Source organism: Priestia sp. TGN 0903 (assembly GCF_050846855.1).
Classification (GTDB): Bacteria; Bacillota; Bacilli; order Bacillales; family Bacillaceae_H; genus Priestia; species Priestia zanthoxyli.
The window spans coordinates 559780-585111 of record NZ_JBOZGL010000001.1 but is presented as its reverse complement, the minus strand read 5'-3'; the positions used below and the strand labels follow the sequence as shown (position 1 = coordinate 585111).

The 25332-nt window shown below is 39.6% G+C and carries 25 protein-coding genes and 2 riboswitches; of the genes, 20 read left to right on the top strand and 5 right to left on the bottom strand.

Annotation, left to right across the window (positions count from 1 at the left end; genetic code table 11):
• Positions 1–10: 10 nt before the first annotated feature.
• The 4 genes from ACRPLY_RS03050 (at position 11) to ACRPLY_RS03035 (ending at position 4378) form a co-directional block, all read left to right on the top strand.
• Positions 11–1393, top strand: a complete 1383-nt coding sequence (locus ACRPLY_RS03050; RefSeq protein WP_028413529.1) for an aspartate kinase — start codon at positions 11–13, stop codon at positions 1391–1393.
• A 116-nt stretch (positions 1394–1509) separates the two neighbouring features.
• Positions 1510–1995 (top strand): YusW family protein, encoded by a 486-nt coding sequence (locus tag ACRPLY_RS03045; RefSeq protein ID WP_028413528.1) that lies wholly within the window; start codon positions 1510–1512, stop codon positions 1993–1995.
• Between the two features lie 188 nt (positions 1996–2183).
• A complete protein-coding gene (locus ACRPLY_RS03040; protein ID WP_028413527.1) occupies positions 2184–2774 on the top strand; it encodes a superoxide dismutase family protein in 591 nt (196 codons plus the stop codon).
• 116 nt (positions 2775–2890) lie between these two features.
• Positions 2891–4378 carry an FAD-dependent oxidoreductase gene (locus ACRPLY_RS03035; protein ID WP_432231537.1) on the top strand — a complete coding sequence of 496 codons (1488 nt, stop codon included), beginning with the start codon at positions 2891–2893 and terminating at the stop codon, positions 4376–4378.
• 74 nt (positions 4379–4452) lie between these two features.
• Here the strand turns inward: ACRPLY_RS03035 and ACRPLY_RS03030 are convergent, their stop codons facing one another.
• The gene (locus ACRPLY_RS03030; RefSeq protein WP_028413525.1) at positions 4453–5685 is read right to left on the bottom strand and encodes a helix-turn-helix domain-containing protein; all 1233 of its coding nucleotides are present in this window, start codon (positions 5683–5685) and stop codon (positions 4453–4455) included.
• A gap of 308 nt (positions 5686–5993) precedes the next feature.
• Here ACRPLY_RS03030 and ACRPLY_RS03025 point away from each other — a divergent pair, with 308 nt between their 5' ends.
• The 3 genes from ACRPLY_RS03025 to ACRPLY_RS03015 are packed head-to-tail and all read left to right on the top strand — an operon-like array spanning position 5994 to position 8502.
• A complete protein-coding gene (locus tag ACRPLY_RS03025) occupies positions 5994–6773 on the top strand; it encodes an SDR family NAD(P)-dependent oxidoreductase (protein WP_028413524.1) in 780 nt (259 codons plus the stop codon).
• Between the two features lie 12 nt (positions 6774–6785).
• Complete coding sequence (locus ACRPLY_RS03020) at positions 6786–7088, top strand: ArsR/SmtB family transcription factor (RefSeq protein WP_033578848.1); 303 nt, start codon at positions 6786–6788, stop codon at positions 7086–7088.
• A gap of 13 nt (positions 7089–7101) precedes the next feature.
• The gene (locus tag ACRPLY_RS03015; protein ID WP_108674647.1) at positions 7102–8502 is read left to right on the top strand and encodes an aldehyde dehydrogenase; all 1401 of its coding nucleotides are present in this window, start codon (positions 7102–7104) and stop codon (positions 8500–8502) included.
• A gap of 27 nt (positions 8503–8529) precedes the next feature.
• Here ACRPLY_RS03015 and tenA read toward each other — a convergent pair whose 3' ends face one another.
• On the bottom strand, positions 8530–9219 hold the full coding sequence (gene tenA / locus ACRPLY_RS03010; RefSeq protein WP_028413521.1) for a thiaminase II: 690 nt from the start codon (positions 9217–9219) through the stop codon (positions 8530–8532).
• A gap of 95 nt (positions 9220–9314) precedes the next feature.
• A riboswitch (TPP riboswitch) is annotated at positions 9315–9413 on the bottom strand.
• Between the two features lie 226 nt (positions 9414–9639).
• Here tenA and ACRPLY_RS03005 point away from each other — a divergent pair.
• The 3 genes from ACRPLY_RS03005 (at position 9640) to ACRPLY_RS02995 (ending at position 12381) form a co-directional block, all read left to right on the top strand.
• The gene (locus ACRPLY_RS03005; protein ID WP_028413520.1) at positions 9640–10386 is read left to right on the top strand and encodes a TspO/MBR family protein; all 747 of its coding nucleotides are present in this window, start codon (positions 9640–9642) and stop codon (positions 10384–10386) included.
• Positions 10387–10687: 301 nt separating this feature from the next.
• Entirely contained in the window at positions 10688–10870 is a 183-nt protein-coding gene (locus tag ACRPLY_RS03000) for a hypothetical protein (protein ID WP_013056847.1), read from the top strand.
• Between the two features lie 176 nt (positions 10871–11046).
• Positions 11047–12381, top strand: a complete 1335-nt coding sequence (locus ACRPLY_RS02995; RefSeq protein WP_432231536.1) for a sodium-dependent transporter — start codon at positions 11047–11049, stop codon at positions 12379–12381.
• 29 nt (positions 12382–12410) lie between these two features.
• Here the strand turns inward: ACRPLY_RS02995 and ACRPLY_RS02990 are convergent, their stop codons facing one another.
• Positions 12411–12986, bottom strand: coding sequence for a cell wall hydrolase (locus tag ACRPLY_RS02990; protein WP_028408694.1), 576 nt, complete (start codon positions 12984–12986; stop codon positions 12411–12413).
• 250 nt (positions 12987–13236) lie between these two features.
• On the opposite strand from ACRPLY_RS02990, the gene ACRPLY_RS02985 reads away from it, so the two are divergent.
• The 5 genes from ACRPLY_RS02985 (at position 13237) to ACRPLY_RS02965 (ending at position 18128) form a co-directional block, all read left to right on the top strand.
• Complete coding sequence (locus ACRPLY_RS02985; protein ID WP_323873757.1) at positions 13237–14268, top strand: LacI family DNA-binding transcriptional regulator; 1032 nt, start codon at positions 13237–13239, stop codon at positions 14266–14268.
• Between the two features lie 89 nt (positions 14269–14357).
• The gene (locus tag ACRPLY_RS02980; RefSeq protein WP_028413517.1) at positions 14358–15083 is read left to right on the top strand and encodes a ThuA domain-containing protein; all 726 of its coding nucleotides are present in this window, start codon (positions 14358–14360) and stop codon (positions 15081–15083) included.
• A 32-nt stretch (positions 15084–15115) separates the two neighbouring features.
• A complete protein-coding gene (locus ACRPLY_RS02975) occupies positions 15116–16141 on the top strand; it encodes a Gfo/Idh/MocA family protein (protein WP_432231535.1) in 1026 nt (341 codons plus the stop codon).
• Positions 16142–16153: 12 nt separating this feature from the next.
• Positions 16154–17158, top strand: coding sequence for a Gfo/Idh/MocA family protein (locus ACRPLY_RS02970; protein ID WP_098626801.1), 1005 nt, complete (start codon positions 16154–16156; stop codon positions 17156–17158).
• A gap of 1 nt (position 17159) precedes the next feature.
• Positions 17160–18128, top strand: a complete 969-nt coding sequence (locus tag ACRPLY_RS02965; RefSeq protein ID WP_028413514.1) for a sugar phosphate isomerase/epimerase family protein — start codon at positions 17160–17162, stop codon at positions 18126–18128.
• Positions 18129–18195: 67 nt separating this feature from the next.
• Here the strand turns inward: ACRPLY_RS02965 and ACRPLY_RS02960 are convergent, their stop codons facing one another.
• Positions 18196–18804, bottom strand: a complete 609-nt coding sequence (locus ACRPLY_RS02960; protein WP_028413513.1) for a DNA-3-methyladenine glycosylase — start codon at positions 18802–18804, stop codon at positions 18196–18198.
• Between the two features lie 461 nt (positions 18805–19265).
• Between ACRPLY_RS02960 and ACRPLY_RS02955 the strand changes: the two genes are divergently transcribed.
• Positions 19266–20765 carry a UDP-N-acetylmuramoyl-L-alanyl-D-glutamate--2,6-diaminopimelate ligase gene (locus ACRPLY_RS02955; protein WP_432231534.1) on the top strand — a complete coding sequence of 500 codons (1500 nt, stop codon included), beginning with the start codon at positions 19266–19268 and terminating at the stop codon, positions 20763–20765.
• A gap of 97 nt (positions 20766–20862) precedes the next feature.
• On the opposite strand, the gene ACRPLY_RS02950 is transcribed toward ACRPLY_RS02955, so the two are convergent.
• Positions 20863–21369, bottom strand: coding sequence for a hypothetical protein (locus ACRPLY_RS02950; RefSeq protein ID WP_013082979.1), 507 nt, complete (start codon positions 21367–21369; stop codon positions 20863–20865).
• A gap of 173 nt (positions 21370–21542) precedes the next feature.
• Between ACRPLY_RS02950 and ACRPLY_RS02945 the strand changes: the two genes are divergently transcribed.
• The 4 genes from ACRPLY_RS02945 (at position 21543) to thiM (ending at position 25329) form a co-directional block, all read left to right on the top strand.
• Positions 21543–22004, top strand: coding sequence for a GNAT family N-acetyltransferase (locus ACRPLY_RS02945; protein WP_432231684.1), 462 nt, complete (start codon positions 21543–21545; stop codon positions 22002–22004).
• Positions 22005–22250: 246 nt separating this feature from the next.
• Positions 22251–22850 carry a TetR/AcrR family transcriptional regulator gene (locus tag ACRPLY_RS02940; RefSeq protein ID WP_028413510.1) on the top strand — a complete coding sequence of 200 codons (600 nt, stop codon included), beginning with the start codon at positions 22251–22253 and terminating at the stop codon, positions 22848–22850.
• 96 nt (positions 22851–22946) lie between these two features.
• On the top strand, positions 22947–24164 hold the full coding sequence (locus tag ACRPLY_RS02935) for an MFS transporter (RefSeq protein ID WP_028413509.1): 1218 nt from the start codon (positions 22947–22949) through the stop codon (positions 24162–24164).
• 175 nt (positions 24165–24339) lie between these two features.
• Positions 24340–24448, top strand: a riboswitch (TPP riboswitch).
• Positions 24449–24522: 74 nt separating this feature from the next.
• Entirely contained in the window at positions 24523–25329 is an 807-nt protein-coding gene (gene thiM / locus ACRPLY_RS02930; protein WP_432231533.1) for a hydroxyethylthiazole kinase, read from the top strand.
• Positions 25330–25332 lie beyond the last annotated feature (3 nt).

The window sequence follows — 25332 nt, the reverse complement described above, 5'->3', positions numbered from 1 at the left end:
TGTCTCAAACATGAAGGTTGCGAAGTTTGGCGGGAGTTCAGTTGCAAGCGCAGAGAAATTTAAACAGGTTGCGCATATTGTAACGTCTGATAAAGAGAGAAAGCTGGTAGTTGTATCAGCTCCGGGCAAGCGATACGGAGAAGATACAAAAATGACAGATTTGTTAATCGCACTTTCTGCCAAAATACAGCTTGGAGAAGATTACGTCGATGAGTTTGGGCAAGTAATCGATCGCTATCGTGAAATCGTGGTTGACTTGTCTATGCCAGAAACGATTATTACTGATATTATTGCGAATTTACAATCACTTATTGATTTACATAAAAACGATCCGTTTCGCTTATTAGATTGTCTCAAAGCAAGTGGAGAAGATAATAACGCAAAGGTAATGGCTGCTTATTTAAACCATTTAGGGTTTGAAGCTCATTATGTAAATCCAAAAGAAGCAGGTATTTTTGTTTCTGATGAACCAGGAAGAGCAAGAGTGCTTCCACTGTCTTATGAAAAACTGCCGCAGCTAAGAGAGCGTTCGGGCATTTTGGTGATTCCAGGATTTTTTGGCTATTCTGAAGAAGGGAACATGGTTACGTTCTCGCGCGGTGGGTCAGATATTACAGGTTCAATTGTAGCAGCAGGAGTAAAAGCTGACTTGTATGAAAACTTTACTGACGTAGATGCTATTTACAGCGTAGATCCAAGACTTGTGGAAAAGCCTCATGAAATGAAAGAAGTCACATACAGAGAAATGCGTGAACTATCCTATGCAGGTTTTTCTGTCTTCCATGATGAAGCGCTAGAGCCGGTTTATAAACTAGGCATTCCTGTATGTGTTAAGAATACAAATAATCCTGAAGCAAAAGGTACATTCATTGTAGCTGAGCGTCCTCACGGCGATACGCCAGTAGTTGGAATCGCTGGTGACAAAGGTTTTTGCAATATTCATGTGAGCAAATACTTATTAAACCGTGAAATTGGTTTTGGCAGAAGATTGCTTGAAATTTTAGAAGATGAAGGTATTTCATACGAACATACTCCTTCAGGAATTGATAATATCTCTGTCATCATGCGCGAGCATCAGCTTACGCCAGATGTGGAAAAACGCGTATTTGCTCGAATTGAAAAAGAACTTGAAGTAGATGAAATCTTTATTGAACGTGATCTTGCTATGGTTATGGTAGTAGGAGAGGGAATGAATAGCACAGTAGGAATTGCTGCGAAAGCTACAGAAGCTTTTGCTCGTGCTGAAGTGAATCTTGAAATGATTAACCAAGGTTCTTCTGAGGTAAGCATGATGTTTGGTGTGAAAGCAGACGCTTTAGACCGTGCTGTTCAAGCTCTTTATAATACGTATTTTAACAGCATGTACAGTATTTCTTATTCTAATGTAAAATAAACAAGACGAAAAACCCCGCTTTCTTTTTAGAGAGCGGGGTTTTCTAGTGAAGGCGTATATAAATTGAATTTGTGGACATAAAGGGAAAGAAGAGTGAAGTCGAAGGAGGAAATACAGTGAAGAAAAGACCCTTTTTCATATTCTTTTCCCTTATAGGTATGAGCGTACTTTCAGCATGTCACAATGATGATGCAGCACCCGCGAGAGAAGCTCAAAATAAACAAGGCGTGACAAATGGCGGAACGCCGATGAGCTATGATAATCAAAGTGAAAACACATCTTTTAACTTTTCAAAATTTGATTTAGAAGTAGACTACAAGGGACTTAATAATGATTATGAAGCTGACTATGAAAATGAAAACGATGAGATAGAAGCCAAAGTGGATGATAATATTAACGATGAGCACTTGAACGGAGACAAAGCGTTTAATAAATTATCTTCAACATTTAAAAAGTTAAATTTTGATCAGCGCACCCCCGATGAAGATGTAAAAAAGGAAGTAATCGATGCGTTTGGCCTAAAAAAAGATTTTCAGTCGTTTGAATTAGAAGTTCGTTTTTCAAACGGAACGGAAAAAGAATACAACTTTAAACAAAAGTAAGACGTTAAAACAAAGTATTTTAGTTGAAGGAAAATCCGAACGATGAATTGAGGTTCTTTATTAAGAATCCAACTCGTTCGGATTTTTTCTTTGGTAAGGTGAACGTATGTCTCAATCTTATTTTTGATGTCTAAAAAAAGGAAAATAGTGAAAGGATGGTGATAAATAAGCAAAAGGAGGAATCACGGATGCAAAAGTTGATAATGAACGGATGCGTAGTCTTTGTTCTGTTATTGTTAGGAGCATGCAGCATGGTAAAAGAGCAAAATAACGCTCATGAAAACCACCTGAAAACCGAGGAAGCGAAAGAAACGAGCGAGGTATCGGTAGGACCTGTTAAAGTAGATTTAACGAATACGTCAGGCAAAAAAGTAGGAGAGGCTACGCTGACAGAAGCAAAGAACGGTGTGCAAATTAAATTAACTGCTCAAGGTCTTTCACCCGGGAGACATGGATTTCATATTCATGAAATAGGAAAATGTGAGGTGCCGGATTTCAAAACAGCAGGGGCCCATTTTAATCCTTTTAAACGTGAACACGGCTTTAAAAATACAAAAGGCCCGCATGCGGGTGACTTGCCCAACTTAGAAGTTGCGCCAAATGGAAAAGTAGATACCGAAATTTTTGCTTCTCTTGTGACGTTGCAAGAAGGAAAGCCGAATTCTCTTATAGATATGGATGGGTCGGCATTAGTGATACATGATAAAGTAGACGATTACACAACAGATCCTTCAGGAAACTCAGGAGACCGAATTGTTTGTGGAGTGATTACGAAATAAGCCAAAAAGCTGTGAGATCATTCACAGCTTTTTTATTGCCGTAACGAGCCGCTTCTAAATTGCGGTGAGCTTCTTTTTTTTGCACAATAGAAGAAAGAGTTAAAGAAGGTGAAAACATGCATAAGCAAGTTGTTGTAATAGGTGGAGGAATAGGTGGGTTAACAGCGGGAGCGCTTTTAGCTAAACATGGCTATGAAGTGACGGTTTTAGAAGCTTCTCGAGAGTGGGGAGGCTGTGCCGGGAAATTCCAGCGCCATCTCTATACATTTCCTGTCGGAGCGACGCTTGGAATGGGATTTGAGCGCGGAGGGATCCATGAGCGAATCAGCACATACCTGGGCCTAGAAATTGAAAAGATTTCTCTTGAGAAAATCATGAAAGTTCATCTTCCACATCGTACACTAATTTATTATCAAGACCGGTATCAGCATATTTCGTATCTTCAAAAACAATTTCCTCATAAAGCGAAGAATATTAGGAGCTTCTATGAAAGTATTTTTAGAGTTGCAAAAGAAATTCGCAAGCTCATGCGGCCGCTGCCGGTTCTTCCTCCTCTCACAATCGGTGAGTGGAGTAGGCTGGTAAGTTCGTTAAATCTTGGGTCTGTGAAGTTATTACCTTATTTTCATCGATCGTTTAGTCATTTACTAAAAAAACACAGGTTGCTAGACGAAACGGACTTTATTCATTTTATTGATGGTCAATTAATAGACAGCATGCAGACAACGAGTGAGAACTGTTCAATGCTTATCGGATGTCTAGCGTTGGATATTTATCACGAAGGAGCTTTCTATGTGAACGGTGGCTTATACAAAGTCGCAGAAGCCCTGCAAAAATCTATTAAAGCCAACGGAGGAAAAACGACTCTAGGAAGGAAAGTAGTAAAGATAGAGCGTGATAACGACGAGTGGATCGTGCATGATCATAGAGGTAACCGCTACCGCGCTTCAGACGTTGTATGCAACGCGCCAATTCAAAGCTTAAAGTCTTTACTGCATGATGAAGATTACCAACATATCCATAAGAGGGCCAAAGAAAAAAGCGAGCTTCCGCAGTGGGGAACGTTTTCGATGTATGTTGCGGTTGATGAAAGAGATCTTCCGCAGAAGGTAGAGTTGTTTCAGCAAGTGCTTCAATCCGAACAAGGCGAGATGACGGAAGGAAATCATTTATTTATTTCCGTGTCTCATCCTGACGATCGTTTTCGTGCGCCGGAAGGCAAGCGTACAATTACAGCATCTACTCACATTGAGCTTAGCAAGTGGAGTAACAAGGAAACCTATGATGTTCAAAAACAAGTTCTTGAGAAAAAAATGATAGCAGGAATTAAAACTATCATTCCTAACATTGAAGAAGCAGAGCATCAAATTTCAGGAGCTCCTAAAGCATGGGAAAGGTTCACTTCTCGCCCAAACGGCGGAGTGGGAGGCTTTCCGCAAACGTTAGATCATGCCTTGTTCAACAGCATTTCGCATCGATCTGGCTTACAAGGGCTGTGGTTATGCGGAGATACAGTGTTTCCGGGAGCGGGAACTATAGGCGTATCGGTAAGCGGCTATCATGTTTTTCAAAGTATAACGTCTCATCAGCATAGGTTACCTTAACGTTTCGTCCGGACAAACTACTAGTGCTTATACCATCAAAAAACACCGGCCCTATTACCATAGGGCCGGTGTTTTCAGGAGAGAAACAGCTTCCACCACTTCCGTTTTCGCTTCATATCAGCAGCGGCGGTTTGTCTAAAGGTTTGGACAAAATCACTAAACATTTCTTCGCGTTCAGCTACGCTTTGACGATGAAGCTTACGCTCTTTCTCCATTTCTTTCAAATAATAGACTCGTTCTTCATTCATCGAATCAATTAAATCACGAAGCTCTTCTGTCGTATTAGTTGAAGAATTATTTAATTTTTCAACCATAAATTTTACTTGATTCATTGCAACGGTAGAATTGCTTGAGAATCGGTCTAATAAATACTGCATTTCTTTAGAGGATTCATCCGCATTCTCCATGACATCTTTCATGAACAGGCGCATATCCTCTGTTTTTTCTTCCGCAATTGTTGAATAATCTTCAATCAAAGAAGTGACTTCATCAAACGATTTTTCGTTAGAACGGATAATTTTTTTAGACATATTTTCTACATCTCTTGCGCTGCGTTCTGAAGACTCAGAGATATATGCCCCGACCGACTCCACCATTTCTACAGTTTGAGTAGCACTTTTTTCAAGCTCTTTTTTTACTTCTCCGACAATTTCTTCCCGAACTTCATTTCGCATTCCTTCTCGCATTTCTTTTAACAAATCAGCTTTAAACGTATCAAGTACTTCAAACACATCTTCATAGCGGCGAACAGCTTCTACTAGTTCCCCTTGAAGCAGCTCTTTTTCATTCACGACAAGGTCGTTTGGTTTTGGTTCTTCAATAGAAGCAGAAATAGCCTGCTTTTCTTCTTCAGTAGCTAATCGTGCTTCAGGTATAGGAGGGGTCTTCTCTTGCTTATTCTCTGAAATGCTTTCCTGCTTTTCAGCAGCTTTTTTCTTTTCTTGCTTCATTTGTTTATTGGAGTGTTCTTGAAAATCAATGACGTTTTCTTTTTTAGCAGTTTTCAACTTTGCTGGTTCTTCTTCTTTTGAAACCGCTGCCTCTGATTCCATCACTAAATGCTCCTGCTCTTCTTGTTCCTTTATCAGCAGCTGAACATATTCTTTGACTTCATCTAACGTACATTGTTCATCAAACAGCTGTTTAATATCATTAAATAATTCAATTTGTTCCTCTGTATAGACACGGGCCCCATCTACTCGTTCAATTGTTAAATAGCTGCCCAATAATTTTTCCCATTGTTTTAACGTTTTCTTTTCTACCTCTAATTGATCACTTACTTTTTTAATTGTATACGTCTCCATCATTTTTCATTTCCTCCCTTATCTATTTTCATCCAACTATGTAATGGATTATTTGTTGTATGTTGTATTCACCATATCTTCACTTGTTTTCCTGCTAGGTGACAAAGGTTGTCAAAACTAGACGACATTAGCCTTCTATGTAAAGAAAACGCATATTTTGTAAAAAAATGTACAGAAATGCGCAAATGGCAAAAATGGAAAACATAAAAGAAAAGGAGAGTATAGAAAACAGTTGACGGGAAAAAATGAATCCTATAAGATAAGTTTAAGTGTTTAAGTTCTTGAACATATAAACATAAGGAGTGAACACTATGTCACAGCATTATGCGCTCATCACCGGTGCGTCCGGAGGAATAGGTAAAGAGTTAGCTTATCAATTCGCAAAGGATGGCCATTCTTTAATTTTAGTTGCCAGAAGTGCTGATAAACTAACAGCGATTAGAGAGAATTTAAAATCTACTTATAATATTGACGTAATAACGGTTGTAAAGGATTTATCAAGAGAAGAAGAGATACAGTCACTGTATGAAGAACTTAAAAATAAAGAAATGCACGTTGATTATTTAGTGAACAATGCAGGTTTTGGACTATACGGTAAATTTATTGAAACAGCTTTAGATGAAGAGTTAAACATGATTGACTTAAATATCCGAGCATTAACTCATTTAACAAAATTATTTTTACCCGATATGGTCAAAAGAAATCACGGGAAAATTTTAAACATTGCGTCCGTTGCTGCATTTATGCCGGGTCCGCTTATGACAGTGTATTACGCAACAAAAGCGTACGTATTATCTTTCACAGAGGCCCTTGAAAATGAATTAAGAGGTACCAATGTAACGGTAAGTGCTCTATGCCCGGGTCCAACTAAAACGGGTTTTAGCGACCGGGCTCAGCTGAGCAATTCCAAGCTTTTTCAAAGCGGTGCAATGGATGTAGAAGCAGTTGCTAAAGCGGGCTATAAAAAATTTATGAAAGGGCAGACGGTTATCGTACCAGGAGTACAGTTTCGTCTCGCCACCTTCATCCCGCGCTTTGTACCAAGAAAGTGGCTTTCATCCGTTGTCCGCAGAACACAAGAAATTAAATAAAGGAGAATATTTATGAGTGAAAAAGCAGTGGAGTTATTTCGTGCCAGCATTCCTATTTTTCAGGCTCTAAGTGATTCAGCAAGACAAGATATTATTTTGCTGCTCGCGGAAAAAGAGCCTTTAACCGTTAATGAAATTGCAAACGAGTCTACTTTATCACGACCGGCAATTTCTCATCATTTAAAAATTTTACGTGATCAAAAGCTTGTGCAAATTGAGCAAAAAGGAACGCAGAGATATTATTCATTGGCTTTAAACGAGGCAGTTGAGCTATTAAAAAGCTTGCTTGCTACAGTTGAAGCTGAATGTTTATAGGGAGATGAAAGAGATGAACCACGAGCAATTCTATATCACAGATGAAACGGTCATTGAACATATTGTCTCTACACAAAAGCAGTATTTCTATGCACAAAAGACAAAGAGCATCAGCAGCCGCATTCAAGCGCTGAATAAGCTCAGAGACGCAGTCAAACAAAACGAGCAGAGAATTATGGATGCTTTAAAACAAGACTTGAATAAATCTGAAGTAGAGGCGTACACGTCGGAAATTGGGATTTTACTAGAGGAAATTCGGTTTACGCTTAAGCATTTAGCAAAATGGATGAAGCCTAAAAAAGTAAAAACCGCTTTAACACACGTGGGCTCTAAAGGGAAAATTGTTCCTGAACCGTATGGAGTCGCGTTAATTATTGCTCCGTGGAACTATCCGTTTCAATTAGCGCTGTCTCCTTTAGTAGGAGCGATTGCCGCTGGAAACACGGCGATTATAAAGCCTTCTGAATTAACGCCTAGCGTATCTCGGGTTATACAAGAATTACTAGCTGAGGCTTTTGATCCCGCATTTGTGACGGTGATTGAAGGCGCTGTAGACACGACGAGCCTGCTTTTAAAACAGCCCCTCGATTATATTTTCTTTACGGGAAGTGTAAATGTAGGGAAAATTATTATGCAAGAAGCAGGGAAGCAGCTTATTCCCGTCACGCTGGAGCTAGGAGGAAAAAGTCCGTGCATTGTACATGAAGATGCAAACCTAGATCTTGCAGCGAAGCGAATTATGTTTGGCAAAGGAATGAATGCAGGCCAAACGTGCGTTGCTCCCGATTATTTGCTCGTGCATAAAAAGGTAAAAGCGCAGCTAGTGGAGAAACTTCGCGAAGCGATTTATCAATTTTACGGTAGTAATCCGCTTGAAAGTGAGCGCTACGGCCGTATTGTCAGTGAGCGCCATTTTATTCGGCTAGTTGAGTTTTTAAAAGACGGAAACGCTATAGTTGGAGGCGGGTATAATAAAAGTACGCTCACAATAGAACCTACGGTGTTAAGTGAAGTAAGCTGGACATCAGACGTTATGCAAGAAGAAATTTTTGGGCCTATTCTTCCTATGATTGAATACGAAACGCTAGACGAAGTTATTCATAAAGTTCAAGAAAAAGCTAAGCCGTTAGCTCTTTACTTGTTTACGGAAAGTGCAAATGTACAAAATGTCATAACGGAGCGTCTTTCATTTGGAGGAGGCTGTATAAATGATACGCTTATGCATATCGCTACGCCATATTTACCCTTTGGCGGAGTTGGAGAAAGCGGTACGGGCCAATATCATGGAAAAGACAGCTTTCAGACATTTTCTCATTTTAAAAGCATGCTGTCTCAAACAACCAAGTTTGATTTGTCATTCCGCTATCCTTCAGAGAAACAAAACTTGAAAATGATTAAAAAATTATTGAAATAAAAAGCCTCCTGATAGGAGGCTTTTTCGTTATTTTGAAAGTGAAAGCTGAGAAAGCGGCCATTTTTCTTGTGTATACGCCATTTCCCAAAATAAATACTCCAGCTCACAGCTTTTGATAAAGTGATCTTTCATACGATTACGTTCTTCTTCAGTCGCTTGTTCGGCGAGTTCATCAAGCTTGTTACAAAACCATTGTGTTGTGCCATTCATTTCTTCATTATTATAAAACTGAATCCATTCATAAAAAGGATGAGAAGGAGATGGATTTACTTGTTCTGTAATGCGCTGGCCAATTTCAACGTACGTCCACGGACATGGAAGAAGCACGGCAATGATTTCCGCTAAGCTGCCTGTATGCGCAACGCTTGTCATATGGTTAATGTAGTGGCTGGCCGTTGGTGAAAGAGCCTCAGTGTGGAGGTCTTCATAGCGTACGCCTGCTACTTCACAAAAATTATTATGAGGGTGTACTTCACTATGTAATACCGTAGAAATGCCGGCATTAAAGGCTTCCATTTCGGTACGCGTGCGGCATTTTGTTAAAGCAGCGCCGTAAATGCGGACAAATGCTGTTAAGTATTCGTAGTCTTGAGAAACGTAGTGAATAAGCGCCTCTTTTGGCACGTCTCCTTCAGCAATTCCTTTAATAAAAGGGTGGTTAAAAATGGCTTCGTAAATATAGTTTGCTTCTTGTCTTAATTGAGATGAAAATGACATCAAAATCCTCCTTTAATATGAGGAAGTCACAAACAAGCACATAAAGGAAATAAAAAACACTCCGTTTATAAACGGAGTGGCAAATGACAGTACAAAACTGAACATTGCCACTTTCCTACGCTGGTATGAGCCAGATCAGGTTCAAAGGGATCAAGAAAACTTGTCTCAGCCGGTCGGCACCCCTAGTGGACTTCCTATTAGTCTATGTTTAACTTACCATATATTCTGAAAAATAGAAAGCGTTACGGAAAATTGTTCCCTAACGGTTTTTATCTCTTAAAGAGGTAGCTTCTTGAAGCTATTTTTAATCATTTTTGTTTAAAAATGCATATTTTTAGGGAAGAAGAGGTATTAATGAAGGGAAGAGCCGTTTTCGTCTCCGAAACATTCCCATATAAATAGAAGAAAGGAGAGAACAAAATGGCAAAATTTCGTTTGTATGCTGTATTAAATACAGTAGGCTTGGCTATTACACTTCTTGTGAATTATTTAGCAAATGCGATTCCAATAGGAGGCAAAACAACGGCAGAGGCTTCTGCGCAAGTTCCTACGTTGTTTACACCAGCCGGTTATGCCTTTGCTATCTGGGGCGTTATTTATTTGTTATTAACCATTTGGGTTATACGCCAATTTTTTGCAAGAGAAGATCAAAAGGAAATATATGCACGTATCGGCATTTGGTTTTTTCTAAACTGTTTGTTAAATAGTGCGTGGATCTTTATTTTCCAAAACGATTACTATAAGTTATCCCTTTTAGTTATGCTCTTTATTTTAGGCACATTAATGATTGTATATTCCATTATTCAGCATTCTCGGATGACGACATGGTTTATGCGTCTGCCGATTTCGCTTTATCTTGGATGGATTTCTGTTGCGACTATTGTTAATGTATTTGTCGTATTTCAAGCAAATGGAATACAGCACTTGCTTGGCCTAAATGAGTTAGCATGGACGATTATTATGCTGTTGGTAGGGGCTGCGCTGGGCATTATGTTTACATTAAAAAACCGAGACGCTGTTTATCCGCTTGTTTTTATTTGGGCTTATATTGCCATTGCGGTGAAACAAAGTGGAAATCAGCCAATTGTCATTACTGTTATCATCTCGATTGTTTTATTAGCAATTGCTATTATTGTGGGACTGATTAAACGCTATAGACGTTTTTAAAAAGAAGCTCTAGCTTTTGTAAGCTAGAGCTTTTTATGATGCTCTTTTGATTGTAAAAAAGCAGCTGTAAAAGCAATTAAGCTAATTAAAATACCAAAAGGAACAACAATTGGTACGAATGATAAAATAAATGTCATAAGCGTAACCTCCATGTTGCATCGGTGCATAATGAAAAATTCAACTTTTTAAATTGAAGTTCCGCTATTATAGTATGCTAGGCTTTATGTTTGGAGCCTATATGTTTAGAAATAAACGAAAAAGGCAACATACGTTACATATAGTTTATATAGGAGGAGTTAAAATGGAAACATATTTAGTGGCTTACACAGATAAAGACGATATGGAATATAAACAAGTGACGTGCGAGAGTTATGAAGATGCAGAGCGTACAGTTCTTCGTTTAGAGAGAGAAGGGCATATGCATATTGAAGAAATATCAAATCAAGAAGCCTACCGTGGAGACGAATCGTCGTACAGAGAATAATTTTTGAATAGAAACATCAAACTCAAAATGAAGAGGCAGCTGCTTCTTCATTTTTTCTATTCTATATAGATATCGTTTTATAGAAAAAAGTAAAACGGGAATGATTTTCTTCTGCATTTATGGTACAGTACTAATCAGGTGAGTTTTGAGTTTAGAAGAGGAGAGAGTAACATTATATGAGTAAAGGAAATCAGTGGTCTTCACGCCTCGGTTTTATTTTAGCATCTGCTGGGGCAGCAATTGGTCTAGGAGCGATATGGAAATTTCCATACGTAACCGGAATCAGTGGCGGTGGAGCATTTTTTGCGTTGTTTATTTTATTTACAATTTTTATTGGATTGCCGCTTCTGTTGGCAGAATTTATCATTGGAAGACATACGGGAAAAGAAGCGATTAGTGCTTATAAAGCAATTGCTCCAAAGTCCGCTTGGGTATGGATTGGCAGGCTGGGAGTACTCAGCTGTGTCGTTTTGCTTTCCTTTTACAGCGTCGTTGGCGGCTGGGTGATTTTATATACGATTATGAGCGTAACCGGTATGCTAAGCGGAAAAGAGTACGGTCCGTTGTTCAATGCCGTCATTAGCCAACCTTATGTGGTATTAGGTGCACAGGCGCTGTTTTTATTAATTACAGTGTTTGTTATTTCAAAAGGCGTACAAAAAGGCATAGAGCGTGCTAATAAATACATGATGCCGCTGTTATTTATCTGTTTTATTATCATTGTGGTTCGCTCTTTAACATTAGACGGAGCTATGGACGGAGTAAAGTTCTTTTTAAAACCGGATTTTTCAGCCATTACAGGGTCATCTGTTCTCTATGCGCTCGGTCAGTCGTTTTTCTCGCTTTGCGTAGGATTATCCTGCATGGTGACATATAGCTCTTATTTAGGGAAAAAAGTAAGCTTGACGCGTTCAGCGGGCACCATTGCTATTTTGAACTTGTTTGTTTCGCTGCTTGCAGGCTTGGCTATTTTTCCAGCTGTTTTTTCATTCGGATTAAAGCCAACCGAAGGACCTGGACTTTTGTTTGTGGTCTTGCCAACAGTATTTGAGAAAATGCCGTTTGGCACCGTCTTTTTAGCACTGTTTTTAATTTTATTTCTATTTGCTACGCTTACGTCTGCTTTTTCACTGCTGGAAATTATCGTAGCTGCTTTAACCAAAGACGATCAGACAAAACGAACTCGCTACGCTTCTTTAGCAGGGATTCTTGTGTTTGTAGTAGGTATCCCATCAGCGCTTTCGTTTGGTGTACTAAAACATGTCTCACTTTTTGGCAGAAGTATATTTGACGTAGCTGACTTTTTTGTGAGCAATTTAATGCTGCCTCTTGGAAGTTTAGCCATTGCAATTTTTGTGACATTTAAAATGAAAAAAGAAGCCGTGTATGAAGAGTTTATTTCAGGAAGTACAAAAGGCGCTAAATTATTCAACGCATGGTTCTTTCTAGTTAAATATGTATTACCTATTATTATTATAGCTGTTCTGTTAAGCTTACTTGTTGCATATTAAAAAAAGCACTCATCTGAGTGCTTTTTTGTTTATTTTGCAAAAACGTGATTTCCGATTGTAATCGTAACCTGTTTTTGACGAAGCCATTGATCGCTTGTTTTATCTGGGTTAAAGAAGAATAACGAACCTTTTCCTTGACCTCTAAACGCTAGTGCTTCATTTACAGCTTTTTTTGCTTCAGCATCCGCTGCTTTATTAATTTCACCGTTTTGTACAGGTGTAAACTGTGTACCTTGATAAATGACATCATGAATAGAGTTTGGGAAAGAATCGCTATCCACGCGGTTTAAAACGACTGTTGCTACAGCCACTTTGCCAGCGTAAGGTTCACCTTTTGCTTCAGCTTGTACAAGGCGAGCTAACAATTCTTTATCGCTTTCGCTAATAGAGTTAGGGATTGTTAATGTTTCATTTGCATTAATAGAGTCGGTAGATTTGTGATTCGCTTCTTTTAACTGTTTAACCGTAACGCCGTATTCAGCGCCAATCTTGTAAAGAGTCTCTCCGGCTTTTACGCGATGGGTTGTTTCAGCGGCATTTGCCCCGTGACTCATGCCGAACATAGGAACTGCTAGTGCTCCAATAATTGCTAGTTTCTTAAACATAAAGTAAGTACCTCCTGAAATCCTTTTGAACGCCCCTTTTATCACGGATCGGTGCGTGCTGTGCACCGAACTTTATATGTACGTTTCAAAGATTAACAGGTGTCAATACATTTTGTCACTGCTTAAAACATACCAATCTAGGAAGATATTATAATAGTTAACAGATAATTTGAAAAATACGTTGACTGATAATAAAGGAGTGAATTATAATGAACGAGTAAATAGTTAACCGTTTAACTGGAGAGATTTTATGGGAGAAAAGATAACGATTCGTGATGTAGCAAAGCATGCAGGGGTGTCTGCAGCTTCAGTATCTTACGTCTTAAACGGAATTAACAAAGTATCCGATGAAACAAAAGAGCGAATTTTAACAGCGGTAAAAGAATTAAACTACGAACCAAATTTAACCGCCGTTAGTCTTTCGAAACAAAAGTCAAATATGATTGGCGTGATGTTCCCGCTTACAGATGATTCACTTTCTACTATATTTAAAGATAACCATTATTACAGTGAAATGATTAGTGGAATTGAATATGTAATCCGTAAGCATGGTTATGATCTAGTCATATCTGGAGTGAGTAGCCCAGCTGATTGCCTAAAATGGATTCGAACGAGAAATATTGATGGTCTTCTGTTTTTAGGAGCCTTCCCGCATCGATTGTATGAGAAAATGAAAGCGTTATCGAATCCGATTGTGCTAGTTGATACATACGAAAGGTACGAACGTGATTATCATCATATTTCTGTAGACGATGAGTATGGAGGATATCTCGCTACAACACATTTAGTGAGTTTGGGGCATAAAGAAATTGCCTTTGTTGCTCATCACCTCGTCAATAGTCCAGTGGATAAAAAGAGGTATATAGGCTACGAGAAAGCATTAAAAGAAGCAGGCATTACACCATCAAAGACGTTTGTTTTTGAAGTGAACGAAAGTTCCTTTGATAACGGTTACAATTTAGGGAACAAGCTGCTGCAAGAGCATAAGGATATTCGGGCGGTTTTTGCATCCTCTGATACGCTGGCGCTTGGAATTATGAAAGCACTGCAAGAAAAGGGCAAAAGAATTCCGCAAGACTATTCAATCGTAGGGTTTGACGACATCACGTTTAGCAGCTATGCATCTCCAAGTCTAACAACCATTCGTCAAGATGTATTTAACAAAGGAGTCGTCGCCGCGACATCTGTTATTCAAGCAATCGAACACCGTTTCAGCACGCTGCAGCATGTAAAATTATCGGTTGAACTTGTTATTCGAGATTCGACTGCTAAGCGCGAGTGAACCACAGTAAGTTAACCGGTTAACCAAAGTTTAGCATTGATAAAAAAAGGGGATATAAGTTAGCATTCACAAAAAAAGGGGATATGAAAATGATTAATGTTACAGTATGGAACGAAAATCGTCATGAACAGAAAAATCCGGTTGTAAGAGAAATTTACTCTGAAGGCATTCACGGTGCCATCGCTTCTTTCTTAGAAGAAGGAGGATTTCGTACGCACACAGCAACATTAGACGAAGTAGAACACGGGTTGACTGAAGAAGTATTAAATCAAACGGATGTTTTAGTATGGTGGGGTCATTTAGCACATGACGAAGTAAAAGATGACATCGTTGAGAAAGTAAAGCAGCGCGTGCTAGACGGTATGGGGCTTATTGTCTTACACTCAGGTCACTTTTCCAAGATCTTTAAAACGTTAATGGGCACAAGCTGCGACTTAAAATGGCGTGAAGCAGATGAAAAAGAGCGCTTGTGGGTAGTAGAGCCGAGCCATCCGATTGTGGAAGGTATTGGTGAATTTATCGAGCTTGAGCGCGAAGAAATGTACGGAGAGCACTTTGATATTCCAGCACCTGATGAACTGATTTTCACGAGCTGGTTTGAAGGCGGAGAAATTTTCAGAAGCGGCTGCACGTACAAACGCGGAAACGGAAAAGTATTTTATTTCAGACCTGGACATGAAACATATCCAACATACCATAACAAAGACATTCAGCGTGTCATTATGAATGCTATTAAATGGGCGAAGCCGGCAGAGAGAAAACGCCCTGTTTACGGCAATGCGCAACCGCTTGAATCAATCGCTGTTAAAAACTAATGAATAATGCTTAAGCAAAGGGGATAGGAAAGATGGCAAAAGTAAAAATTGGCGTTATTGGGTGCGGAAGCATTGCGCAACACCGTCACTTACCAGAATATAAGATGAATGAACAAGTAGAATTAGTAGCCGTTTGCGATATAAACACAGAACGTGCAAACAGCGTAGCACAGCAGTACGGTGTAAAAGCGTACACAAACTATGAAGAACTTTTAGCAAGCGGTACAGTGGAAGCAGTGAGCGTATGTACGCCCAATTATCTTCATGCGCCTATTTCGGTTGCAGCGTTAAACAGCGGAGTTCATGTTCTGTGTGAAAAGCCGATGGCAACATCAGAAGAAGAAGCGAAAGCGATGATTGAAGCAGCAAAAACAAACGGTAAAAAACTAATGATCGGACATAATCAGCGCTTTGTAGCTTCTCATCAAAAAGCTCGTGAACTTATTGAAAAAGGGGAAGTCGGTAAAATTTATAGTTTCCGTACGGCTTTTGGCCACGGTGGTCCTGAAGGCTGGAGCGTGGACGGAAAAGAAAGCTGGTTCTTCAAAAAAGACGAAGCGTTTATTGGTGCTATGGGGGATTTAGGCGTTCATAAAACCGATATGCTCCGCTACATATTAAATGAAGAAATTGTAGAAGTCGGTGCATTCGTGGAAAGCAATGCAAAAGACTTTGCAAATGTAGACGACAATGCTGTGTGCGTATTAAAAACGGAAAGCGGGATTATCGGGACGCTTGCGGCAAGCTGGGCTTACAATGGAAAAGAAGATAACTCCACGATTGTTTACGGCGAGAAAGGGATTCTTCGTTTAGAGGACGATCCGACGTATTCATTAGTTGCACAATATGCAACGGGTGAAGTGGTGAACTATGAATTAGGAAAAATCCAGTCGAACGATGAAGGCGGACAAAGTAATTCTCACGTCATTGAACAATTTGTAGATGCAGTTGCAGAAGATAAAGAATCTCCGGTTCCTGGTGAAGAAGGATTAAAATCACTTGCTGTTATTTTAGCAGCTTTAAAATCAAGTCAAACGAAACAAATTACGCGCGTGTAAGAGGTGAAAAACGTGAGAATTGGCATAATCGGAGCAGGAGGGATTGCTGTAAGCAGGCATATCCCGGCATTCAAACAACTGGGTGATGAATGTGTGATTTGGGGGCTTAGCGATATTAATAGTGAAAGAGCCACAGAGGTAGCCAATGAACATAATATCCCTCACGTATTTGTTGATTACAAAGATATGTTTAAAGAAGTGGATGCTGTATGTATTTGTACACCTAATAAATTTCACGCCGAGTTTGCAGTAGAAGCGCTAAAAGCAGGCGTTCACGTTCTATGTGAAAAGCCGATGGCGATGTCTAAAGAGCAAGGTGAAGAAATGCTTGCTGCTGCTAGAGAATCAGGTAAGCAGTTAGCGATTGCGTATCACTACCGATTCATGAAAGAAGCGCAGGCTGCGAAAAAAATGATGACAGAGGTAGGGCGTCCATTAGTTGCACGTGTCAGAGCGATGCGTCGCCGAAAAGTTCCCGGTTGGGGCGTATTTACGAACAAAGATCTTCAAGGAGGAGGCAGTTTAATTGATTACGGCTGCCATTTGCTTGATTTAACGCTTTGGCTAATGGGAAACCCAAAGCATACTGAAGTACTGGGAAGTACATATAATGACCTGAGTAAAACGCCTAACCAATTAAATCAATGGGGAACATTTGATCATGAATCATTCAGCGTGGATGATCATGTAACGGCCTATATTAAATTTGAAAATGGAGCGTCGCTTCTTTTAGAAACTTCTTGGGCTGCTAATATCGAAGATGATGAAGAGCACGTAAGCATATCAGGGGTAGAGGGCGGTTTAAGCGTGTTTCCGTTTGAACTATACACGTCCAAAAACGGTATGCTCATGAACAGTACGTCACCTTGGATAGATGGAGAAGATGATTACAGCTTAAGTCAGGCTAAAAATTTCGTTGAAGCGTGTAAAGGAAATGCTGAATTAGTAGTAAAGCCACAAGAAGCGCTTCAAGTCTCAGCTATTATTGATGAAATATATCGCACAGGGGGAAATTAAAATGAAACTTGGAGTATTCACGGTCTTATTTGCGGATCTTTCTTTTGAAGAGATGTTAGATAAAGTAAAATCAGCAGGTCTTCATGCTGTTGAAATCGGAACGGGAGGCTATCCGGGAAACAGCCATTGTCCGCTAGATGAGCTGCTTGAAGATGAGGGAAAAAGAGAAGCATATATGAAGCAAATAAAAGACCGCGGACTTACAATCAGCGCATTTAGCTGCCACGGCAATCCTATTTCACCTGAGGCAAGTTTTGCAAAAGAATCTGACGAAACGCTTCGCAAGACCATCCAACTAGCATCATTAGTAGATGTTCCAGTGGTTAACTGCTTTTCTGGAACAGCAGGAGATCACGAAGAAGCGAAGTACCCAAACTGGCCTGTTACTCCTTGGCCTAACGAGTATGGAGACGTATTGAATTGGCAGTGGGAAAATAAGCTTGTTCCTTATTGGAAAGAAATTGGAGAACTAGCGGAGGAGCATAACGTAAAAATTGGTTTAGAACTTCACGGTGGATTTTTAGTTCATACTCCGTATACGCTCCTAAAGCTTCGCGAAAAAACAAGTCCAGCGATTGGCGCTAACCTTGATCCAAGTCATTTATGGTGGCAAGGAATTGATCCGGTAGGAGCTATTAAAATTTTAGCAAAAGAAAATGCGATTCATCATTTCCATGCAAAGGATACGTACTTGGACCAGGATAATATTAACATGTATGGACTGACGGATATGCAGCCATACGGAGAAGTCCAAACGCGTGCATGGACGTTTAGATCCGTAGGATGCGGACATGATGTAAAAGAGTGGTCTGATATGATGAGTGCCCTTCGCACATACGGATACGATTATGTAGTCAGCATTGAGCATGAAGATCCAATCATGTCGATTGAAGAAGGATTTAAACGCGCGGTTACAAACTTACAAAGTGTATTAATTGAAGAAACTCCGTCACAAATGTGGTGGGCGTAAGCAAAAAGAAGCATCTCTAAAAAGAGGTGCTTCTTTTATTTTCGTTGATAAATTATTTGCCTTTTGTTCACCTGAATTTCGATACAAACGGGTGATTGGTAACCCAAAAGCGCCAAGGGTAATCCTTCGCTTCACCAGAATTATCAATGCCAACGCGAGGTCCGGCGGAAATCGCTGAAGGAGTGAAGCCACGAGCAATATAAAGAGGAGGGGTGGTTAAATCATGACCGTACAAATCCATTGAAACCCCTAGTGCTTTTGTTAGTTTCCCAGGACCGTTTGTCCAATTTATTTCATTTTCCATCCCTCGACGTCTAGTTTTCATCAAATCTTTTCCGCTAAATGGCTCAATAGCTCGAATGAGGACGCCTTCTGGACAATCGATGTCGCTGCTTACAACATTGAGTAAACAATGTGTATGCATTGTATGCGTATAGGCATGACCAGGAGGACCGAACATTACCTCTGTTCTTTTTGTGCGCCGGTTATTAAAGCTATGAGCTGCTCGGTCGAAAGGCCCTTTATAAGCCTCTGTTTCCACAATAAAACCAGATGCAGCTCCTTCTGCCGTTTCGTGAACAAGAAGACATCCTAACAGCGACTGAGCTAGTTCAAGCGTAGGCTGTTGATAAAACGAAAGAGGAAGTGGTTCAATCGCTAAAAGAGAACGCGTCATTTGCTGTAGTCCATCCTTTCAAAGCAAAGTCATTCACGCTGTTATTGCGCATCTTTTATTATGATGTTTTCTTTGTTATTTTGCAAAGGGAGGGAGGGACTGATTCATACAGTAATCTTTCTTCCCCCCTTTCAAGTATTTATCATGATTCAACTTACTCTATGAAATTATTTTAAAGAAGGGTTTCGTTTTGCACGTGTAGGGGGAATATTTTACTACAATACTTCGCTTTTGCTGCTGGTATGATATACACAGTTCATCCATATTTTACATGCTTTTAGTTTTAAAAAATAGTGATCCGTCTTTTCTTTATTTTCGTTCTACACATGAAAGCAAAATAAAAAGATTGAATGGTAGAAAGTTTTTTATAAATGGAAATAAAGAAAAAATATCCTTCAAAGAGTATTTAAGGGATTTTAGAACATATTAAAAATAAAATTTATACACTGTGAGGAATAGCTATGAACATCCACTTTGATACATTAACGAATTTATCAATTAAACATATTTTTGGGCCTGCATCTCAAACGATCAACCATCTGACATATCATTCAAAGCAGGTTCACGACGGATCAGTATTTTTTAGTATAAAAGGTGAAAATGAAGATGGACATGGATATATTAAAGAAGCTATAGCTAGAGGAGCCGTAGCAGTCTTTGGGACAAGCATTGAGGAGCTGCGTCTTTTGAGCACTCAGTATTCTCACTGTACGTTTTTAGCTGTTGACGACGTTCGCAAAGTAATGGCGTCTTTTTCTAAAATGTATTTTGATTATACGGATGAAAAAATTGAGACAATTGGCGTTACAGGTACAAATGGCAAAACAACCGTAGCAGCTTACGTAAGGTCGCTTTTAACTCTTTTGAAATTGCCAACAGGATCGATTGGAACGACCGGCATTTGGTCATCAAAGCAGAAGTTAGTTTATAAAAAAAGTACGCCTACAACACCTGAGTCGGTAGACTTGCATAAAATTTTTTATGATTTGTATACAAGAGGTGATGAAGCGGCAGTGATGGAAGTATCTTCGATTGCGATTGATCAGCAACGAGTAGAAAATATTTATTTTGATGTAGCCATTCATACAAACTTATCGGAAGAACATTTAGAGTATCATAAAACGTTTGAGCACTATAAAAAATGCAAGATGAAATTATTTCAACAGGCCAAACATGCCGTTATTAATATAGATGATCAGGACATGGGCAAAGACTTAAGCAGGGTATTTGAAGGACCTAAAGTCACGTATAGTTTATTAAATAACAAGGAGGCAACTCTGCAAGCAACAAACATCACCGTCAAAGAAGGAGGCTCTTTCTTTGATTTACTTTATAAAGGACAGTCATACAAAGTAGCAGTGCCTGTATATGGTGATTACAACATTGCTAACGTGCTAGCGGCCATTGGTACAGCTCTTCACTTTGAATACCACATTGAAGATATTATTAGCGTACTTCCTCAATTGGAAAGTCCAGAAGGGCGATTTCAGGTGATAGAAGGTCCTAATAACCAAAAAGTGATTTTAGACTATGCTCATACGCCTGTTGCCCTTACGCGTTTGGTAGAAGAAGTAAAAAAGATGGAGTATAACCAGCTGATTGTCATGATTGCAGGAATCGGCATTCGAGATTTTAATAAAATGCCTAAAATGGCGCGTGCCATTGAAGGAAAAGCTGATGAAATTATCGTAACGGTTGATCACCCAGGTTATCATGATCCTAACGTAATTGTAGATCAAGTGATGACAGGTTTTTCGAATCCGAGCGCAAGCAATATTCACCGCGCCCCTACTCGAACAGAAGGAGTATTAAAGTCGCTTTCTTTAGGAAAGGCGAATGATATTATCTTACTTACAAGCGGCTGTATTAACGGCGCTCAGCTTGTAAAAGGAAACGAAATTCCGCATTCAGATGAAGAAATTATTGCCTCTTATTATGCATCGTTAAGCAATATTTCCTGATATTCTTCTTCATTTATTGAACGAACGTGGAGAAATTGAAACATCATACGAAAGAAGGTCTCTTACTGTTTTTAGAGACCTTCTTTTTGCATGGGAACTATAGGCTGTTTTCGCGCTGTGTTTTTGGTTCTTCAATTTTTACATCATGTTCTTTAGCCAGCTTTTTAATAGCTGCATTGTAATCGCGTATACCTTTTCGTGCTTCATCAAGCATAGCGTTTGCCTCAGCAATAAGGTTGCGGTCCTGCTTTTCCAAAGCACTGACAATTTTAATAAAAGCATTATACTGGGTATTGGCAGCCTTTATATAGCCTTCATGAACCTTTCGAAGATCGTCGGTTTCTACATCGATGTTTTCCAGTTCGTCAACAAATTTACGATAGGTAGGAATGACTTCACTCGTCATCGTATCGTACATAACAGCGTCACTTGTGTAGTTAGCGCCTGTAACGGAATCGTATGCGTCAATCGCCTCTTTTTCAAGCTGAGCGGCTTTCTTTAAATCTTGATTGTTATAATCGATTAAATCATCTTGAACAGGATCACTAAAGCAGGCGGATAATAAAAACAAAAGAGGGACAAGACAAAATAAAACTTTCTTCAACGAATTTCACCTCCGTTTAACAATGTATGAAACATCTGCTTGGCAAAGTCTGTTTTAATAACTGGAGAAAAAGAAGGGAGTGTATAAAAGGATTTTTAAAGGTCGACAGTGAATGTATTCATAAGTTGGTTTGTAGTTGACCACCCTTTAGTAGCAGGAAGGAAGAGAAGATGATTAAAATAAAAAGAGACCACTTAACGAACAATGAAGTTATTGAGCTAGTAAGTTCTCACCTTCAAGGAATGAACTTACATTCCCCCCCTGAAAGTATTCATGCTCTAGATATTGAAAGTTTAAAACAACGTAATATTACGTTTTGGAGCGTGTGGGAAGGAAGTCAGCTAGCAGGGTGCGGAGCTGTAAAAGAGTTAGATGAGCACTACGGAGAAATTAAATCGATGCGAACAGCTACCGCTCATTTGCGGAAAGGAATTGCTAGAGAGCTGCTGCAGTACATAATAAATGAAGCGCAAAAACGAGGGTACCGACGCTTAAGCTTAGAAACAGGATCCGCACCCGCTTTTGAACCGGCTAGAAAGCTATACGCCAGTTTTGGATTTTACGAGTGCGAACCGTTTTCTACCTACAAAGAAGATCCATACAGTGTGTTTATGACAAAGAAATTGAATGAGTAAAAGACAGGAAAGAAGGCGCAGATGATTTGTTTATTTGTATGCAAACTGTGCGGGCAAGCAGCTGTCATTTATCCTGTTAGCAAGTAAGCTTTTTAGGAGGCTTTGTTTTGGTCATGATTCATATAAAAAGGTATAAACTAGGTTTTCTCACTAGACAAAAAGGTTTTTCCTATGTAGTATAGGTGTCAGATAATACAAAACGAATGTTCAGTATAAATAATAAATGTACGGGGCGGTGGAAATAGCTTGAATAAAAAAAAGCTTCAAAGTGAACAAACCAAAAGAAAAGTGGCAGATGCCGCTAAAGCATTGTTTTCTCAAAAAGGCTATAAAGCCACATCTATTGAGGAAATTGTAGAAGCTACGGGAAGCAGTAAAGGGAATATTTATTATCACTTTAAAAGTAAAGAAGGGCTTTTTCTTTATTTAATAGACGAATGGGATCTTGAGTGGGAACGAAACTGGAAAGAAAGAGAGTCTCTTTACAAAACAACAAGAGATAAGCTTTTTGGAATAGCGGAGCAAATCATTTTAGATGATTTGAATCATCCTCTTACGAAAGCTGCGGATGAGTTTTTTAACAACGAGGAGAAGGGCAGCGACATCGAAGAGCGAATTGATGAGATGGTGAAACGACACGTGGAGTTTAACCGGGAACTTTTGCAACAGGGCATCGATGAAGGCGAGTTTTCTCATAAAAATGCAGAGCAACTTGCAGTGATTTTAGAAGGGTTGTTTGTTGGAATGAGCCGCATGTCTCGAAAAACGAGTACGGAAAATGCCCTGCAGCTTTACCATTCAGCAATCGATGTATTTTTAAACGGAATTATAGCAAGGTCTTCTTAAATAAGCGGGGATGCTTATTGCGGCAATGAGTAATCCCTCATTATTTTGTATTTTTATAGACCGAACGTTCAGTATTTTTGTAATCAGGAGGTTTATATGTCATTATTGTTAAGAAATCGGGCGGCGATTTTGCTGCTCATGCTAAATATTTTTATTATCTTTACGGGAATCGGTCTCGTTATTCCAATTATGCCAACCTATATGACGGAGCTTCATATCAACGGCAGCGTGATGGGGCTTTTAGTAGCGGTGTTTTCACTAACTCAATTTCTGTTTTCGCCTTTAGCGGGGCGATTATCAGATTCGTTAGGGAGAAAGAAAATTATTGTAGCGGGAATGATTGTTTTTGCCCTGTCTGAATGGTTCTTTGGTTCAGTGAGTACACCTCTTTTATTATTTGTATCCAGAATGCTAGGTGGGGTCGGGGCCGCGCTTATTATGCCTGCTGTTATGGCCTATACAGCGGACGTGACGTCTGCTAAAGAACGCGCTAAAGGGATGGGCTATGTGACGGCAGCGATTACAACAGGATTTATTATCGGGCCCGGTATTGGAGGCTTTTTAGCTGAATACGGCATGCGCGTGCCATTTTACATGGCCGCAGTAGCAGGAGGCTTGGCTGCAGTGATTACGCTTTTTGTTTTGCCGGAGTCTCGTCCTGTACAAGGTCATGCTGTTTCAAACAATGAGAATCCAAAAGAAGATCGGCTGCTACTGCAGCTTATGAATTCCTACAAAGAACCTTATTTTTTAAGTTTAATTATCGTTTTTGTGACATCGTTTGGATTATCCAATTATGAAACGATCTTTTCACTATTTGTTGATCATAAATTTAGCTTTACGCCAAAAGATATTGCGTTTGTTATTACGTTTGGCTCTATTGCAGGGGCTGTTGTGCAGGTTACGATTTTTGGCTGGATTTTAAATAAATTCGGTGAAAAAAGAGTGATTTCGTTTTGCTTGATGATGACGGGACTTTTTATTTTACTTACACTATTTGTGCACACGTACTGGCTTATTATTGTTGTGACATTTATCGTCTTTTTAGCAACAGATATTTTACGTCCGGCAATCAGCACGCAAATGTCGATGATGGCACAAGACGACCAAGGGTATGTAGCCGGACTAAATTCTGCTTATACAAGTCTTGGTAATATTATTGGACCTGTTGTAGCAGGCTTTCTTTTTGATATAAACATTAATTACCCGTACGTATCAGCTGCACTTGTACTGCTGCTTTGTTTTCTTTTATCTTTAAGAGCAGGGAAGGACCGAAAAACAGCTGTGAGAAATCAAGCGATTCAAGAGAAATGATAGAATTTTTAGGGGATAGAAGACCTCCAGTAGTTTACTGGAGGTCTTCTAATGATGCTTTTAGTAAAGCTGTAAGATTTACAACACCACTCAGCCTATAGCGAAGCTTTATTTTATGGGCAAAACAGTGAAATGGTTGCAAATAAAAAAGGTTAATAGTAAACTTTAAACGTAACAAGAATAGTATGGGAGCTTGCGCGGGGCAGGCTGAGAGTACAGGGGCGCCTGTTGACCATTTGAACCTGTTGGATAATGCCAGCGCAGGGAATGTGAGTACATACCAAAGCACTTTGCGCATGCAAGGTGCTTTTTTGTCTTTTTTTGCAGTGTTAAAACTAAATGAAAAGAGTGAGAGAACATGGATATTAGTAAAATTTTAGCTCAATTAGAAAAAGTAAGAGATACAAGTCCGCTTGTTCATAATATTACGAATGTTGTGGTAACAAATTTTACAGCAAATGGACTGCTTGCCCTAGGAGCGTCACCTGTTATGGCTTATGCGAAGGAAGAAGTGGCTGATATGGCTCGAATCGCCGGAGCGCTTGTCTTAAATATGGGTACACTGACGGCTCAAGAAGTAGAAGCGATGAGAATAGCAGGAAAATCAGCAAATGAAAATGGCGTGCCGGTTATTTTCGATCCTGTAGGAGCCGGAGCGACACCGTTTCGTACAGAAGTAGCACGTCAGCTTGTAGAAGAATTAAATATTGCAGTTATTCGTGGTAACGCTGCTGAAGTTGCGAATGTAGTAGGCGAGTCATGGCTCATTAAAGGCGTTGATTCATTAGAAGGGCAAGGAGACGTCATTGAACTTGCTGAGAAAGCGGCGAACAAATTAGATACAGTGATTGTTATTACGGGTAAACAAGATGTAATCACGGATGGAAACACAACGTATACAGTAGACAACGGTCACCCGTTATTTACGAAAGTGACGGGGACTGGATGTCTGTCGACATCAATTATAGGAGCTTTCGCTGCTGTAGAAAAAGAATATGTCGAGGCAAGCGTTGCTGCTTTAAGTTTTTACGGAGTGGCAGGTGAAATCGCCGCAGCGAAAAAAGGTGAAGAAGGGCCGGGAAGCTTTCAAATTGAGCTCTTAAACCAGCTTCATCTTTTATCTGGGCAGGATATTGAATCATATGCAAGAGTACATCAACGTTAAAAG

Bases quoted from the DNA above. Each gene is read 5' to 3' on its own strand.
- ACRPLY_RS03050 (WP_028413529.1), top strand. From the start codon at position 11: ATGAAGGTTGCGAAGTTTGGCGGGAGTTCAGTTGCAAGCGCAGAGAAA.
- ACRPLY_RS03040 (WP_028413527.1), top strand. From the start codon at position 2,184: ATGCAAAAGTTGATAATGAACGGATGCGTAGTCTTTGTTCTGTTATTG.
- ACRPLY_RS03035 (WP_432231537.1), top strand. From the start codon at position 2,891: ATGCATAAGCAAGTTGTTGTAATAGGTGGAGGAATAGGTGGGTTAACA.
- ACRPLY_RS03030 (WP_028413525.1), bottom strand. From the start codon at position 5,685: ATGATGGAGACGTATACAATTAAAAAAGTAAGTGATCAATTAGAGGTA.
- ACRPLY_RS03025 (WP_028413524.1), top strand. From the start codon at position 5,994: ATGTCACAGCATTATGCGCTCATCACCGGTGCGTCCGGAGGAATAGGT.
- ACRPLY_RS03020 (WP_033578848.1), top strand. From the start codon at position 6,786: ATGAGTGAAAAAGCAGTGGAGTTATTTCGTGCCAGCATTCCTATTTTT.
- ACRPLY_RS03015 (WP_108674647.1), top strand. From the start codon at position 7,102: ATGAACCACGAGCAATTCTATATCACAGATGAAACGGTCATTGAACAT.
- tenA (WP_028413521.1), bottom strand. From the start codon at position 9,219: ATGTCATTTTCATCTCAATTAAGACAAGAAGCAAACTATATTTACGAA.
- ACRPLY_RS03005 (WP_028413520.1), top strand. From the start codon at position 9,640: ATGGCAAAATTTCGTTTGTATGCTGTATTAAATACAGTAGGCTTGGCT.
- ACRPLY_RS03000 (WP_013056847.1), top strand. From the start codon at position 10,688: ATGGAAACATATTTAGTGGCTTACACAGATAAAGACGATATGGAATAT.
- ACRPLY_RS02995 (WP_432231536.1), top strand. From the start codon at position 11,047: ATGAGTAAAGGAAATCAGTGGTCTTCACGCCTCGGTTTTATTTTAGCA.
- ACRPLY_RS02990 (WP_028408694.1), bottom strand. From the start codon at position 12,986: ATGTTTAAGAAACTAGCAATTATTGGAGCACTAGCAGTTCCTATGTTC.
- ACRPLY_RS02985 (WP_323873757.1), top strand. From the start codon at position 13,237: ATGGGAGAAAAGATAACGATTCGTGATGTAGCAAAGCATGCAGGGGTG.
- ACRPLY_RS02980 (WP_028413517.1), top strand. From the start codon at position 14,358: ATGATTAATGTTACAGTATGGAACGAAAATCGTCATGAACAGAAAAAT.
- ACRPLY_RS02975 (WP_432231535.1), top strand. From the start codon at position 15,116: ATGGCAAAAGTAAAAATTGGCGTTATTGGGTGCGGAAGCATTGCGCAA.
- ACRPLY_RS02965 (WP_028413514.1), top strand. From the start codon at position 17,160: ATGAAACTTGGAGTATTCACGGTCTTATTTGCGGATCTTTCTTTTGAA.
- ACRPLY_RS02960 (WP_028413513.1), bottom strand. From the start codon at position 18,804: ATGACGCGTTCTCTTTTAGCGATTGAACCACTTCCTCTTTCGTTTTAT.
- ACRPLY_RS02955 (WP_432231534.1), top strand. From the start codon at position 19,266: ATGAACATCCACTTTGATACATTAACGAATTTATCAATTAAACATATT.
- ACRPLY_RS02935 (WP_028413509.1), top strand. From the start codon at position 22,947: ATGTCATTATTGTTAAGAAATCGGGCGGCGATTTTGCTGCTCATGCTA.
- thiM (WP_432231533.1), top strand. From the start codon at position 24,523: ATGGATATTAGTAAAATTTTAGCTCAATTAGAAAAAGTAAGAGATACA.